This is a genomic window from Thermoactinomyces vulgaris, assembly GCF_003688725.1.
Taxonomy (GTDB): Bacteria; Bacillota; Bacilli; order Thermoactinomycetales; family Thermoactinomycetaceae; genus Thermoactinomyces; species Thermoactinomyces vulgaris.
The window spans coordinates 162,277-176,815 of sequence record NZ_REFP01000010.1; the positions used below are offsets into that span (position 1 = coordinate 162,277).

Consider the following 14,539-nt stretch of genomic DNA (forward strand, 5'->3'; position numbering starts at 1 on the left):
AGACAACAAAGCACTTTCCAATGGAAAGTGCTTTTTTCATCTTTATTCAGATCATCCGCAGCAGAGCTTGCCTTCCGGTCATCCCCGGCTTGATTCCTTTCGCCTCCGCCGTATGCGTGACCGATTCCAGCGGCGCATCCAACAACTGCTCCAAGGTTCGGACCCCCAGCGCACGCGCCGCAATGATGTTCCGCTCCGAAAGCCGTTCGTTTAACAACGCGACATCCAAAGCACCGCACATAATATATCCTTTATCGGTCGTAACCACCAACAGGGTTGTTTTCGGCAATTTGACTTCAATTCCCAAAACTTGCTTTCCTTCAATATCCAAAGGTTTCAATTGGATCATCCGATTCCCTCCTCATGCGGACCGTTTTTATACAATGTATGTGCCGCAAACGGTGCATGTGAGGAAATCTTTCGGATCAATGATAACGAGTGACCGGGGACACGGAACGCAAACGGGGCAATTTCCCGTCCTGAACCATTTTCAGCTTCAACATTTCAACCAGATAAACCCCCAGCATTTGCGTGATTTCATCATCATCCATCTGCTCAATGAGCTGCATCATGTGTTCACGGGACTGCTCCTCCAGTATGCTGAGTACAATGGCCACGGCATCTTCTTCATCATCATTTAATTGATCGCGATACAAATCGTAAACCTCATCCACAAAACTCATGCAACAACCTCCAAATCCATATGAATTTATGTCACTGTCGTTCGTTCTCAATTACCTGCTTTGAAAAACCTGCGTTCTTTGCATCGTTCGACGGCCACCGGTTTCTTAAGCTGATAGGCCAGCAAATCCCGCAAAAACTCGGGAAGAAAGTACTTGATTAACCTCGCGTTTTTTAAAGACAGATAACCGGCCCCGAATATAAACATATCAATCATTCCCACCAAATAGGTTTCCTCTTCTTTCCATTCCCCTTTTTCCCCAAACCGGATGGATGTAATCTTTTGGTACGGTTTGCGCCTCGGGTCAAACCGTACTTCGATTCCCGATACACTCAGGGTTCCCAAGATTTCTCCGCGAAAGCCGAAACCGCGGATCGGTTTTTGTTGAAACTCCGCAAGCAGTGACTCTTCCAGCGCATTTTTCAAATCCCTTCCGCTGATTTCGACCAACACCGGATTGATCGGATGCGGACACGTCTGGTGAATCATTTCCAAGGTAACCGTTCCTTTGGGCAAATCGCATAACAATTGACCGCTGTTGACCAAGGCCACATCCGCCCCGACCCAATCCCGGATGCCGTCCGCCAACAAATTGGCAAAAGGCGACTCCGCATTCCAGTTGACGGTGAGCGGTTCCTCCAAACGGGCAACGGGTTGGGACAGGTTTTGCTCAGCCCGCTCTTTGTAACGGCGGATCAACAAATTGATGCTTTCGTCAGGCACCTGCCCCGCCAGATCATGACAGCGTGCCGTTACATCCTGAACTGACCGGGTGGTTTCATCAAAGAAAACCGTCACTTGGCCGACCGCCTGACCAAATTTTCCTGCTGCAGCCAAATATGTATTTCTCACTTTCTCGGCTTTTTCCAGCAAGTGATGGGTATGTGCGCCGATGATGATGTCGATTCCATCAATTTGTTCGGCCAGCTTCCGGTCGTTTCCCAAACCCAAATGGGAAAGCAATACAATAATGTCCGCCCGGTTGCGCAATGATTCAACAGTCTTCCCAAGGATGGCAAAAGGATTTTTCACCTGCCAGCCCATCATTTCATACACCCGGGGATAAGGGATCGTCGCCGCCAGAAAACACACACGGATGCCGCCGGCATCTTTCCATTCGTAAGGAACAATCCAATCCGGCCGTTCCACCCCGTTTACATCAAAAACATTGGTGGACACCACCGAAAAAGGCGCATCATCATACAACATCCCCAATTGTTCTTTGGAAAAAGTCAACAATTCATTATTGCCAAAAGTGACCATATCGTAACCGGTTCTCTCCAACAAAGCACGGTTGACCCTGCCGTCGGTTCCTTCGGTTTCCAACCGGAACCGGTCCATATGGTCCCCGATATCCAAAAGAAAATGCGGTTCCCCTTTTTCTTCGAATTGCTTCTGCAATAAATCCACTTGCGTGTAAATCTTCCCGGCCTGATCCAAATGACTGTGCAAGTCGTTGGTATGCAATAGATGAATTCGTTTCAATCGGCTCACGAAAATCCCCTCACCCCTGTTATTGGCTGCGACGTTCTCACAACTCTTCGAAAAAAGTCAACTGTCTCGGAGCCAGTCCGCTGAAGGTAAGATTCAGTTTGCCAATCATCTGCTTGGCATTTCCGGCCGCGTCCCCTTGTGAGTTATTGTTGAAAAGCACGGTCACCTGACCGGTTCTGCCCTTTAATTGCTCAATGATATTTTTCCATTCGTCCAGTTCTTCGTCCGAATATCGGTACGCATACCGCACATCCCGCCAGTTGGGTTGCCCGGTGTTATTCCATCCTTCCAAATTCCGTCCGTGCATGCGGATGAGCGCATGCTGCGGATGGGTGACTTCGACAACCGGAGGAACCGATCCTTCCCCCGCCTGGGGTTCATCGCAAATGGTATGGATCAGTTTTTCCTCCCGCAAAAAACGAAGGGTGGACGATTTGAACCGGGGCAGAAACCAGCTTTGATGCCGAAACTCAATTGCCACCGGATAATCACGAAATGCTTCGCGAACCCGCCGGATATATTTCACATGCTTTTTGGTGCAGTCAAACCACGGCGGAAACTGAAACAGCAACATCGACAATTTTCCATGTTTGATCAACGGTTCCACCGAATCTTTCATTTCCTCCACCAGCTCCGTCCACGTCCGGACCGGAGCACGCTCCAGGCGGCCATGTCCGGTCAGCTCCCGGTAAGCCTTCACCACAAACCTGAAAGAAGCCGGTGTTTCTTGTGCCCAACGCTCCATTCGGTCCGGCGGGGCAATGGCATGAAAGGTGCTGTCCAATTCAACCACCGGAAAATGACCTGCATAAATGGCCAATTTCTCATGGGACCGGGTTCCGGGCGGATAGATGTCATGGTCGCCCCACCCGCATAAACCCACCTGAACCGGGTTTATGATTTCGCTCATCTTTCATCCGCCTTTCCCCAATTCAACAAGTAACTAAATATCTTTTATTTTACCATTTGTATAAAGCAAAAAAAATGAAAGGCACACGAACCTCCCCTCCCCGCCGGCAACAAAAAACGGGGAAAAGGGGCGCAAGCGGCTTCCCGCTTTGAAATCCGGCATAGACTTTCTATTTATAGAAATATAAAATAATGGCAGACTCCTTTAAATGCAAATTCCGATGAGGGGGCCGGATTCATGCCGTCCTATTATACCATTCATCAGCATGTCGTAGAGCAAATCAAAGAGTATTGCTATAAAAAATACCCTGACGAAGGGTATGGTTTTTTAGCGGGGCATCTCACCACCATCACACATTTTTTTCCCGTTCCCAGCCAAAACCGCACACCTTGTTCATTGGAACCGGAACCCAGCGCCTATTTTGACATCATTAAACAAATCCGTTCCAATCAATTGGAGTGGCTGGGTGTCATGCGTTCACACCCGCTGACTCAAGCCTACCCCTCAAACCGGGATCTGTCTGCATGGAGTTTTGCAAACAAAAGCTTGTGGATCATGTCCTTAAAGGATAAAGAAATGCAATTTTGCGCTTACTATATACATGATCGCAAAGCCATTCCGCTCATGTTTAAGATCATCGAATGAATGTAGAACAGGAGTTTACACCATGAATGAACATATTTCAGTATTGCACACCGACAAATACCAACTGACGATGATGTATGCCCACTTTAAAAATGGAACCCACCTCCATCAGCGGGCATTTGATTTATATTTTCGCAAACTTCCTTTCGGCAACGGATATACGGTTTTCGCGGGGCTTGAAAGAGCCGTCAGGTATTTGATGAATCTACATTTTACGGAAGAGGACATTGAATATATCAAATCCTTTGATGAACCGTTTGACCCGGCGTTTTACGATTACTTGAGAAACTTTCGTTTCACCGGAAATATTTATGCCCTCCCGGAAGGAACCCTTACTTTCCCGGGGGTTCCCATGCTGCGTGCCGAAGGATCCATCATCGAATTACAATTGATCGAAACCGCGCTTCTCAATTTTATCGGTTTCCAAAGCTTGGTCGCAACCAAAGCGGCAAGAATCCGGCATGTGGCGCCCGATGAACAGCTCATGGAATTCGGAACCCGTCGTGCACAGGAAAAAGACGCTTCCGTCTGGGGTGCCCGCGCCGCCTATCTGGCCGGTTTTGATGCAACTTCAAACACATTGGCCGGAAAAAAATTTGGCATTCCCACCAGCGGAACCCACGCCCATGCATGGATCCAGGATTTCCCGAGCGAACTGGAAGCGTTTCGCGCTTATGCCAAAGCATTTCCCGATCATTGTGTGCTTTTGGTGGACACGTACAATACCTTGCGAAGCGGTCTTCCGCATGCCATCCAAGTGGGAAAAGAACTCAAAAAACAAGGAAAAACCCTGAAGGGAATCCGGATCGACAGCGGGGATCTCGCTTATTTATCCAAACAAGCCCGCCGGATGCTGGATGAAGCCGGACTGACGGAAACAAAAATCGTCGCCTCGAGCGACTTGGATGAATTCACGATTTTAAACCTGAAATCGCAAGGAGCCAAAGTGGATTCATGGGGAATCGGCACAAAACTGATCACCGCTTATGACACCCCCTCCTTGGGAGCCGTGTATAAAATGGTTTCCCGCTATGAAAACGGGGTGTGGGAACCCACCATCAAAATTTCTTCCAATCCGGCCAAAGTGACAACACCGGGCCGCAAAAACGTATACCGGATTCTCGACCGGAAAAACAAGGCACACGGCGACTTGCTCACACTCACCGATGAACAAATCGATGAAAACAGACCACTCACACTGTTCCATCCGGTTCACACATTCCGCCGCAAAAAAATGAAGCGTTTTAAGGCGGTCCCGTTATTAAAACCGATTTTTCAAAACGGAAAACTGGTTTATGACCTCCCTTCACTCAACGAGATCCGTGCTTATCACCGGGAACAGCTTTCCCAGTTTTGGGAAGAATATTTACGGATCTTAAACCCTGAAGAATATCATGTGAACTTGTCGACCAAACTTTGGCAAACGAAAGAAGAAATGATTCAAAAAGTGTATCAAACGATCAAAACCGAGGAAAACGGCCATGCTGAATCATCCGGTGATTCCACCCCGTGAAAAACCGGCACCAGACGAAAAGGACCTGCTTCACAGCAGGTCCTTCTTTTTGGGATCAAGTCGTAAATTGTTCTGCTTCGGTCGACTCTTTCAAAGCGGTGGTCGATGAGGTTCCTCCCGAAATGACCATGGATACTTCGTCAAAGTAGCCGGTGCCCACTTCACGCTGGTGCTTGACGGCCGTATAGCCTTTTTCCTGGCTTGCAAACTCCGCCTGTTGCAATTCAGAGTAAGCGGCCATTCCTCTTTCGCTGTAGCCTTTGGCAAGTTCAAACATTCCGTGGTTGAGCGAATGGAATCCGGCCAAGGTGACGAATTGGAATTTATAACCCATTTTCCCGAGCTCTTCTTGGAAAGTGGCAATGGTTTTTTCATCCAATTTTTTCTTCCAGTTGAAGGACGGCGAACAGTTGTAGGCCAGCCATTTGCCGGGATATTTTTCATGAATGGCTTCTGCAAAGCGGCGTGCTTCCTCCAGGTTGGGCTCAGACGTTTCACACCAGATCAGGTCGGCATACGGAGCATAAGCCAATCCTCTTGCAATCGCGGTGTCCAGACCGTTTTTCAGGTAATAAAAACCTTCCGGAGAACGCTCGCCGGTGATGAACGGATGATCATAGGGATCAATGTCGCTGGTGATCAATTTGGCGGCATTGGCGTCAGTCCGGGCAATCAAGATGGTGGGAACTCCCATGACGTCCGCTGCCAGGCGGGCTGCAATCAGGTTGCGGATCGCTTGTTGTGTCGGAATTAACACTTTTCCGCCCAAATGCCCGCATTTTTTCTCGGAAGCCAGCTGATCTTCAAAGTGTACTCCGGCGGCTCCTGCTTCAATCATCGCTTTCATTAACTCAAAGACATTCAACGGGCCCCCGAACCCGGCCTCGGCATCCGCCACAATCGGGGCAAACCATTCTCTTTCCCTTTTTCCTTCCGAATGCTCAATTTGATCGGCCCTTTGCAAGGCCTGATTAATGCGTTTGACCACATGCGGAACACTGTTGGCCGGATACAAACTTTGGTCCGGATACATTTGTCCGGCCAGGTTGGCATCGGCGGCAACCTGCCAACCGCTCAAATAAATGGCTTTCAAGCCGGCTTTCACTTGTTGGACCGCCTGGTTTCCCGTCAGGGCACCCAGTGCGCGCACAAAAGATTCTTTCTCCATCAACTTCCACAAACGCTCGGCCCCTCTGCGGGCCAAAGTATATTCAATTTTCACCGATCCCCGCAATTTCAGAACTTGTTCAGGCGTATACGGACGTTTGATCCCCTTCCAACGCGGATTTTCTTCCCAGTCTCTTTTTAATTCCAACGCTTCTTGTTGTTGAGTCATTTCGCTCATCCTTTCTTCTTGATGAAATCAATCTAAATAGCGGGAGGCATTCAGGGTCAAAAATTCGCTGAATTCATCTTCAAACACCAATTCTGAAAATATTTCTTTTGCCTGGTTCAACACACTGTCATCCTGCGCATCTTTGCGCAACTTGTTGAATTCCTGATCAATCCATTGGCGGACCAATTCCGCAGTGATTTTCCGGCCGTCGGACAAAATCCCTTTTTCATGCCGGATCCAATGCCAAACCTGCGCCCTGGAAATTTCCGCCGTAGCGGCATCCTCCATCAAATGGTCAATCGCAGCGGCTCCGGATCCTTTGAGCCAAGCCTCCAGATACTGCATGGCCACCCGGATGTTTTTCCGGAGTCCATATTCCGTGATCATGCCTTCCGGCACGGCCAACAGATCTTTCGCCTCGATCTTGACATCTTCTCTCTTCTTGTGAATTTGGTTTTGGGTTGTCATGTATTGGTCAAAAACTTCCTTTGCCACCGGAACCAAACCGGGATGTGCCACCCAGGTCCCGTCATGGCCGTCTTTGGCTTCTCTCTCTTTATCCAAACGGACTTTTTTCATGGCTTCCGCATTGGCTCTTTCGTCCTGTTTGATCGGAATCTGTGCGGCCATCCCTCCGATGCAGGGGGCATTTCGACGATGGCAGGTCTGAATGGCCAACAAGGTGTATGCCCGCATAAAGGGCACGGTCATGGTCACCCGTTCCCGGTCCGGCAGAATCACATCCTCATGGTTTCTCAAACGTTTCAGATAGCTGAAAATATAATCCCAACGACCGCAGTTCAATCCGGCCGAATGCTCACGCAATTCATAAAGAATTTCGTCCATTTCAAATGCGGCCATGATGGTTTCAATCAAAACCGTGGCTTTGATCGTCCCTTTCGGAAGGGAAAACTCATGCTCGGCAAACAGAAAGACATCATTCCACAACCGTGCTTCCAAGTGACTCTCCAATTTTGGAAGATAAAAGTAAGGACCGGATCCTTTTTCGATCAATTTCTTGGCATTGTGGAAAAAGTAGAGGCCGAAATCGACCAGTCCTCCCGGAACCGGATTTCCATCCACCAAAATCCGCGTCTCATCCAGATGCCATCCGCGCGGCCGTACGATCAACACAGCCGGGTTGTCTTTCAACCGGTATTCTTTTCCGTCCGGATTGCGATATTCAATTGTCCCGTTCACCGCATCCCTTAAATGGATTTGACCGCCAATGGTGTTTTTCCAGGTCGGGGAATTGGCATCTTCGAAATCGGCCATAAAGACGTTGGCTCCGGAATTCAACGCATTAATCACCAGTTTCCGGTCTCCGGCCGGCCCGGTAATCTCCACCCGCCGATCCTTCAAATCCTCCGGCAACGGGGCAATCGTCCAATCCCCTTCCCGAATGTGTTTGGTCTCCGGCAAAAAATCCGGCAACTCTCCCTGATCCAGCCGTTTCTGCCTTTCTTTCCTGTTCAATAACAGTTTGTCTCGCATCGGGCTGAAAGCACGTGCCAGCTTGGCAATAAATTGCAACGCATCGTCGGACAAGATTTCCCGATATAAGGGCGGCACCTCTTTAGAAACCCTGATTCCCTCTGACACCAGCTCAGTCATTCGATGATTCCTCCCCATTTTTGGCCACCTTATTATTATATAACAGATCTTGTTTTCAACATTTATATTATCACAGTTACTGTTATATAACAACAGAAAAATTCATTTTTTTCGAATTTATATTTTTAACAAATAAAAATAACCGCTCCACGGAGCGGTCCAACGGCTTAAATGTCAATATCCAATTCGGCGCATTCTTCATCGAGTGTCAACTCAAATTCTTTAATTCCCGCCTCGAATTCCGGGTCGGGTGATTCAAGCTTGATTTCTGTCGGATCCCATTCTTTTCCCATTCCCTTTCCCCCTTTTTTGGATGAATGGTGAATCAGAAATGGAAACAATCCAACGGATCGATGGCAAATGATTGGTATTTATTAATATATTTTATACAATATTTAAATTATTCCTTTTTATGATAAAGCGATTCTTTCATCTTTTTCAAATCAGCCCATCATGAGATGGACTGATTTGAATATCACCCTTCAGCCCTTTTTTGACGCCACCGCAGCAAAAAGAGCCGATACAGATGACTCAACACCACTTTCGTGACGGCATAAACCGGGACCGCCAACAACAACCCCAAAAAACCGACCAGACTTCCGGCAACCAAGAGCAAAACGATAATGGTCAACGGATGAATGTTCAAGCTTTTTCCCATCACAAGCGGAGAAACCAGATTTCCTTCAATCTGTTGGGCAACGATGGTGACCACCAGCACTTTGACCACCATGCCCGGGGAATCAATCAATGCAACAATGACTGCGGGGATGGTTCCGAGAAACGGGCCGAGAAACGGAATGACGTTAGTAAACATAGTGATGATGGCCAAAATCAATGAATACTCCAAGCCGATGATCAAATATCCGATGTAAACCAAAACCCCGACACAAAAACTCACCAAAATTTGTCCTTTGATGTATGAGCTGAGCGCAAAATCCATATCCGACAAAATCCGCAATCCCTTATCCCTTTCTTTTTCAGGGAGCCATTGCAAAACATAATGGGGAAAACGCTCCCCTTCTTTTAACATGAAATAAAGAATGAAAGGAACCGTGATAAAAACCATCACGATATTGGTCAGCACTTGGAAGAAGTTGGCGACATTGGCGCCGATCGCTTTATAACTGGAATTCAAGTAATTGGTCACATAGGTCATGATTTTCTTCCAATCCAGGTTGTCATTCACCCACGGATGATGGCTCCACCGGATTAACTCTTCTTTGGCCGCATCGGTGATCGCCGGCAAATTTTGGATTAAATGGGTCAACTGTTCTTGCAGAACCGGCGCCACCAACGAACCGAGCAAAAACAACAAGCCGATGATGGCAAGGTAAATCAACAAAATGGAGATGGTGCGGGGAATCTTTTTCTTCTCCAGCCAGCGGACCAACGGCCGGAACAAATAAAATAAAATCCCCGCCAGCAAAAATGGGAAAAACAAGGTTTGCACCAACACCACCAAAGGTTGAAAAATAAAGTTCACTTGATTCGCCAACAAAATAATCAATAATATAATGATGATCCCATATCCGATCCGAAATGCCTTTGTATCCGGCATAAGCTCTCAACTCTCCCATCTGTCCCGTTTTTTCAATTGTCCAAAGGTGGCATTAATCATCCCGCCCAATATCAAAATCATGGCAGACAAATATATCCATCCCACCAATACAATAATAGCACCCAAATTCCCGTAAATATGTGAATAATTGTTGATTGAAGCATAATAAGAAAAAGCCAGCGAGCTGAGTTGCCAGCCGATCGTCGAAAAAACGGCCCCGGGCAAAGCTTCCATCGTGCCGATTTTCCGGTTGGGCGCAAATTTGTACACAAAGAAAAACACCAGAAACAGAACGCAACTGCTTAAAATCCACCGCAGCCAAATCCATACTTCATAAAAAAAGTCACTCAACCCGAGCAGACCGAACACAAACTCTCCGATGATCTTTCCAAACACCGGCAATATCAAAGAAACCGTGATGGCGATCAAAAGCCCCATCATTAAAACAATTCCCAAAAGCCACTGGATGAGAAACGGCCGGGTTTGTTCGACCTGATAAGCATTATTCAAGATGCGGATGACCGATTGAAAAGCGATGGAAGCCAAATATAACGTGACAATCAGGCTGACCGAAAAAATGCCTCCCCGCTGTTGATCCAATATGACCCGCAAATTGTTCTCCACAAGCACATACGTATCTTCCGGCGCAAAAGGCTGGATCAAACGCAGGATGTTGTCGCTGGAAACAGGAAGATAAGCCAGCACGGTTACCGTAAACAATAAAAACGGAAACAAAGACATCAAGAAGTAATAAGCCAACTGGGCGGCAAGATCATAAAGCCTTTCTTTCAAGATCCGTTGTTTCAATTCCCTGATGAATACCCAAAACACAATGTTTACCTCCAAAGTTGAACCATTTTATTCCAACCGAAACGGATGGATGATCGGAATCTTTTTTTTTAATTTTTTTTTCGTCTTTTCTGCTTTTTTAAACCTCCTTCTTTTTCTTCTTACTTTTATTTCCTTGTCCCGGCTGCTTTAGTAATGACAAATTTGAAAATCCCGCAAAAAACTTCCTTTTATATTTAAGAAGTTTAAAAAACACTCATTCCCATTTTTTTAAAAAAGGTGTAATATAATAATAATTAACGGATTGTGAGGTGATCGGTTTGAAACAATTGGCCCTTCACGAAATCGGTGAAGTGATTCGCAAGGTTCGAAAAGACCGCGGTTTGAGATTGGAAGACCTTGCCGATGAAAACATTTCACCGGCGACGGTTTCCAACATCGAGCGTGGGGTCGCCCATGTGAGTCCTGAGAAAATTTCATATCTTCTGGAAAAATTGAATCTCCCCATGCGTAAATTACCAGAAATGCTCATGAAAGAGCAAGAAAAATTAAAAAAAGTTAAGTTTGAACTTCTCTCCATTGCCACATTGCGAAGAATCGGCCTGATCGATGAAGCATTGAAACGCCTGGATGCGCTTAATCTGGATGAAAACAACCCGTTCATCGCCCAAGCTTACTATTACAAAGGCGAGTGCTACATGAGCAAGCAAAAGTGGAAACAGGCTGAGCGCACCTTGTATAATGCCCTTCGCATTTCTCAGCAAAACCCTTATAAAGAAAGCAATATGGAAGCAGCCAGTTATCTTTTGCTCGGCTTGATCCGTTACAAACAAAACAATATCGAACAGGCCCTGGAAATGACAAACAACGGCATTGAAGCCTTTAAAGACTCAGGAGATAATCAGCACATCAAATATTTATTATACCGCAACAAAGGTGTTTACCTCCAGCGCATGGGACGAATCACCGAAGGGATGCGCCTGGTTCAGGATATATGGGATATGATCCCCCAAATCAACGATATCAGCACCCTGCTCAGCTTCTATTGGTTGCGCGCCGAATTTTCCCGCTTGTCCGGCTTGTTGGATGAAGCCATTGATTATGCGACAGAAGGCATCGAGATTTCGAGAAACAACAAGCAGTATGACAGCATGTGTGATTTATGGACGGTTCTCGGCAGTGTTTACACTGCAAAAAAAGAATGGGAAATGGCAGAAACTTCGTTCAAAATGGCTTTGAAACTGGAAGGAAAATTCCCGCCTGACCAGCGGCTGACCACGGTTTACACCCGCCTGGGCATCCTCTACATCAAACAAGGCCGCAACGACGAAGCCAGCCAGATGTTAAAAACGGCAATCCGGTTGGCTGAGAAGTTTAACGACGCTCCCCGCTTAAGCACCAGTCTTATTATTCTCGGTGATTTGTGCCTGATGTGCAACCAAAGGGATGAGGCAATATTAACTTATAAGAAAGCGCTTGAAATATCTCAAAAACATAAGTATCAGGATAAAGAATTCAAAATTTGGTTTAGTTTGGCACGCTGTTATGATGGACATGATGAAAAGGAATTTCAGAATTGCATGCGAAATATGTATAATGTAAAAAAAGGTTTTAATAGATGGGAGGTAGAGGATTATGAAAATAACATCTAAATTTATTGTCTCCGGGGTTGTGGCTGCTGCTGTGGGATTGACCGGATTTGCCTGCCCCACGGTTCATGCAGCTCAAAGTGAACCGGGCGGATTAATCGCTCCCTTCCAAAGCGAACCGGGTGGATTATCCATCGAGGCGAATCCCTCCCAAAGCGAACCGGGCGGATTGGCAACTCTTTTTCAAAGCGAGCCAGGCGGACTTTAAAAAGGAAGATTCTTTCATTGGATCCTCTTCAGAGGATCTTTTTTTAGTGCTGATAAGTCTTTCGGTTTTCGATGAATGAGGAGATATGATATACTTTTGTTCATGTGATACGGTACACAAAAAAGTGTCCCCCTTACCCTTCGACAAAGAAAGGATGTATTAAATGAAGGAAATGGATGCACATCAAATCATTGAGTTTATTCAAAAAAGCGAAAAAAAGACTCCCGTGAAAGTACACATTAAAGGGGATTTGGAACATATTGATTTTAAAGGTGCCCAAACCTTCATCAACAACGGGGTGGGCGTTGTTTTTGGCGACTGGAAAGAACTCCAACCCATTCTTGAAGAAAACAAAGACAAAATTAAAGACTATGTCATCGAAAACGACCGACGAAACTCGGCCATTCCTCTCTTGGATTTGAAAGACATTCCGGCACGGATTGAACCGGGCGCCATCATCCGCGAAAATGTCGAAATCGGAAAAAACGCAGTCATTATGATGGGGGCCATGATTAATATCGGAGCTGTCATCGGTGAAGGAACCATGATCGATATGAACGTGGTGGTCGGCGGCCGCGGAACCATCGGGAAAAACTGCCACATCGGTGCAGGCACCGTGATTGCCGGCGTGATTGAGCCTCCTTCCGCAAAGCCCGTCGTGATTGAAGACGATGTCGTAATTGGTGCCAATGCCGTGATTCTGGAAGGGGTCCGGGTCGGAAAAGGAGCGGTTGTTGCCGCCGGTGCGGTCGTGACCAAAGACGTTCCCCCAAACAGTGTGGTGGCGGGAACCCCGGCACGCGTCATCAAATCCATTGACAGCCAAACCCGTTCCAAAACCGAAGTGATTCAGGCATTGCGCGAACTTTAAAACATCCAAGCCCCATTCAGGGGCTCATTTTATATTTGCAGGAGGAACGAGTATGTCAGACTGGCAACATCTGGATCAAACTTATCTTTTTCCAACCGTCCGGCGGCTGCCGGTCACCATTGCCGCGGCCGAAAACAATTGGTTAATCGACACTGAAGGAAAGCGCTATTTGGATCTGTTCACGGGCCTTGCCGTCAATATTTTGGGACACTCCCATCCCCATTTGATGAAAGCGTTGAATGAACAGGGACACCGCTTTTTGCACATCTCCAATCTTTTTCTCAACCCGCCGGCCATCCGTCTCGCTCAACGGCTGGTTCAAAACACCGTCGGCACCGGCCGGGTCTATTTTGGCAATTCCGGAGCCGAAGCCACTGAAGCAGCCATCAAGCTGATCCATAAATGGTCAGTCAAACATGCTCCGGACAAAAAAGGGATCGTCGTGTTGAAAAACAGTTTCCATGGCCGTACGTTGGGCGCCTTGAAACTAACCCGCCAACCCGGGGTGTATCAGGATTATCCGCTGATTGACTATCCGGTTTATGAAGTGGAAGCCAACCAACCGGAAGAATTGATCCGGGTTTGCGAAGAAAACCGGCCCGCCGCCATCCTGGTGGAACCGATTTTGGGATCCGGGGGCATCATCCCGCTGACGGAAGAATATCTGCAAACCATTCAGCAAATCTGCCAATCCAAAGAAATACTTTTCTTGGTTGATGAGATCCAAACGGGCCTCGGGCGCACGGGCACCCTTTTTGCTTATCAGGCTTATTCACTGAAACCGGACTTGATTTTGTTCGGAAAGGGGATCGGGGGCGGCTTGCCGCTGAGCGGAATCATTGCCGGCGAGAAACTGCAAAATGAATTCAAACCCGGGGATCACGGAACGACCTTTGCCCCCTCCCCGTTGAGCGCCGCCCTCGGCAACGCGGTGTTGGATGTCTTATTGGAACAAGGCATGTTGGAACGAGGAAAGAAAACAGCCGATTTGTTGTGGTCCCGTTTACATGAACTCAAAGAAACTTTTCCAACCCTGATTCAAAGCATCCGGGGGCGCGGCATGATGATCGGAATCCGGACTTGTCTTTCTCCGGAGGCACTTCAATCTTTGCAAAAAAACCTGATGGAAGACGGCATTTTGGTCAATATTACCGCTGGAACCGTGATACGGCTGCTTCCTCCCCTGACACTGACGGAAGAAGAAATCGACACACTCATGGCAGCATTGAACAAACACCTGCAAGCAAGAAAACTGGAAGAGGAGGGTTAA

The 14,539-nt window shown here is 47.2% G+C and carries 15 protein-coding genes; 6 read left to right on the forward strand and 9 right to left on the reverse strand.

Going from position 1 to position 14,539, the window contains the following annotated elements; translation table 11 throughout:
• Positions 1 to 46: 46 nt before the first annotated feature.
• From ATH33_RS10280 to ATH33_RS10295, 4 genes are all read right to left on the reverse strand, one after another.
• A complete protein-coding gene (locus ATH33_RS10280; protein WP_037994745.1) occupies positions 47 to 349 on the reverse strand; it encodes a YunC family protein in 303 nt (100 codons plus the stop codon).
• A gap of 76 nt (positions 350 to 425) precedes the next feature.
• Positions 426 to 683, reverse strand: coding sequence for a DUF6154 family protein (locus ATH33_RS10285; protein ID WP_049719637.1), 258 nt, complete (start codon positions 681 to 683; stop codon positions 426 to 428).
• 47 nt (positions 684 to 730) lie between these two features.
• A complete protein-coding gene (locus ATH33_RS10290; RefSeq protein ID WP_037994748.1) occupies positions 731 to 2,176 on the reverse strand; it encodes a bifunctional metallophosphatase/5'-nucleotidase in 1,446 nt (481 codons plus the stop codon).
• 37 nt (positions 2,177 to 2,213) lie between these two features.
• Positions 2,214 to 3,086, reverse strand: a complete 873-nt coding sequence (locus ATH33_RS10295; RefSeq protein WP_037994751.1) for a DUF72 domain-containing protein — start codon at positions 3,084 to 3,086, stop codon at positions 2,214 to 2,216.
• 237 nt (positions 3,087 to 3,323) lie between these two features.
• Between ATH33_RS10295 and ATH33_RS10300 the strand changes: the two genes are divergently transcribed.
• Positions 3,324 to 3,731, forward strand: a complete 408-nt coding sequence (locus ATH33_RS10300) for a M67 family metallopeptidase (RefSeq protein WP_037994753.1) — start codon at positions 3,324 to 3,326, stop codon at positions 3,729 to 3,731.
• A 22-nt stretch (positions 3,732 to 3,753) separates the two neighbouring features.
• Positions 3,754 to 5,244 (forward strand): nicotinate phosphoribosyltransferase, encoded by a 1,491-nt coding sequence (locus tag ATH33_RS10305; protein ID WP_037994755.1) that lies wholly within the window; start codon positions 3,754 to 3,756, stop codon positions 5,242 to 5,244.
• A gap of 55 nt (positions 5,245 to 5,299) precedes the next feature.
• Here the strand turns inward: ATH33_RS10305 and aceA are convergent, their stop codons facing one another.
• The 5 genes from aceA to ATH33_RS10325 form a co-directional block, all read right to left on the reverse strand.
• The gene (aceA, locus tag ATH33_RS10310; RefSeq protein WP_037994758.1) at positions 5,300 to 6,580 is read right to left on the reverse strand and encodes an isocitrate lyase; all 1,281 of its coding nucleotides are present in this window, start codon (positions 6,578 to 6,580) and stop codon (positions 5,300 to 5,302) included.
• 27 nt (positions 6,581 to 6,607) lie between these two features.
• Positions 6,608 to 8,194 (reverse strand): malate synthase A, encoded by a 1,587-nt coding sequence (gene aceB / locus ATH33_RS10315; RefSeq protein ID WP_062842811.1) that lies wholly within the window; start codon positions 8,192 to 8,194, stop codon positions 6,608 to 6,610.
• 167 nt (positions 8,195 to 8,361) lie between these two features.
• Positions 8,362 to 8,487: a hypothetical protein gene (locus tag ATH33_RS13865; RefSeq protein ID WP_255347178.1), complete on the reverse strand. Its 126-nt coding sequence runs from the start codon at positions 8,485 to 8,487 to the stop codon at positions 8,362 to 8,364.
• A 182-nt stretch (positions 8,488 to 8,669) separates the two neighbouring features.
• Positions 8,670 to 9,752: an AI-2E family transporter gene (locus ATH33_RS10320; RefSeq protein ID WP_037994761.1), complete on the reverse strand. Its 1,083-nt coding sequence runs from the start codon at positions 9,750 to 9,752 to the stop codon at positions 8,670 to 8,672.
• A 6-nt stretch (positions 9,753 to 9,758) separates the two neighbouring features.
• Positions 9,759 to 10,583 (reverse strand): YihY/virulence factor BrkB family protein, encoded by an 825-nt coding sequence (locus ATH33_RS10325; RefSeq protein WP_049719632.1) that lies wholly within the window; start codon positions 10,581 to 10,583, stop codon positions 9,759 to 9,761.
• A gap of 278 nt (positions 10,584 to 10,861) precedes the next feature.
• Here ATH33_RS10325 and ATH33_RS10330 point away from each other — a divergent pair, with 278 nt between their 5' ends.
• From ATH33_RS10330 to ATH33_RS10345, 4 genes are all read left to right on the forward strand, one after another.
• Positions 10,862 to 12,193 (forward strand): helix-turn-helix domain-containing protein, encoded by a 1,332-nt coding sequence (locus ATH33_RS10330; RefSeq protein WP_037994763.1) that lies wholly within the window; start codon positions 10,862 to 10,864, stop codon positions 12,191 to 12,193.
• The gene (locus ATH33_RS10335; RefSeq protein WP_037994764.1) at positions 12,177 to 12,398 is read left to right on the forward strand and encodes a hypothetical protein; all 222 of its coding nucleotides are present in this window, start codon (positions 12,177 to 12,179) and stop codon (positions 12,396 to 12,398) included. Before ATH33_RS10330 ends, ATH33_RS10335 begins: the two co-directional genes overlap by 17 nt.
• A 163-nt stretch (positions 12,399 to 12,561) precedes the next feature.
• A complete protein-coding gene (gene dapD, locus ATH33_RS10340) occupies positions 12,562 to 13,269 on the forward strand; it encodes a 2,3,4,5-tetrahydropyridine-2,6-dicarboxylate N-acetyltransferase (RefSeq protein ID WP_037994766.1) in 708 nt (235 codons plus the stop codon).
• A 52-nt stretch (positions 13,270 to 13,321) separates the two neighbouring features.
• Positions 13,322 to 14,539: an aspartate aminotransferase family protein gene (locus ATH33_RS10345; protein ID WP_121874380.1), complete on the forward strand. Its 1,218-nt coding sequence runs from the start codon at positions 13,322 to 13,324 to the stop codon at positions 14,537 to 14,539.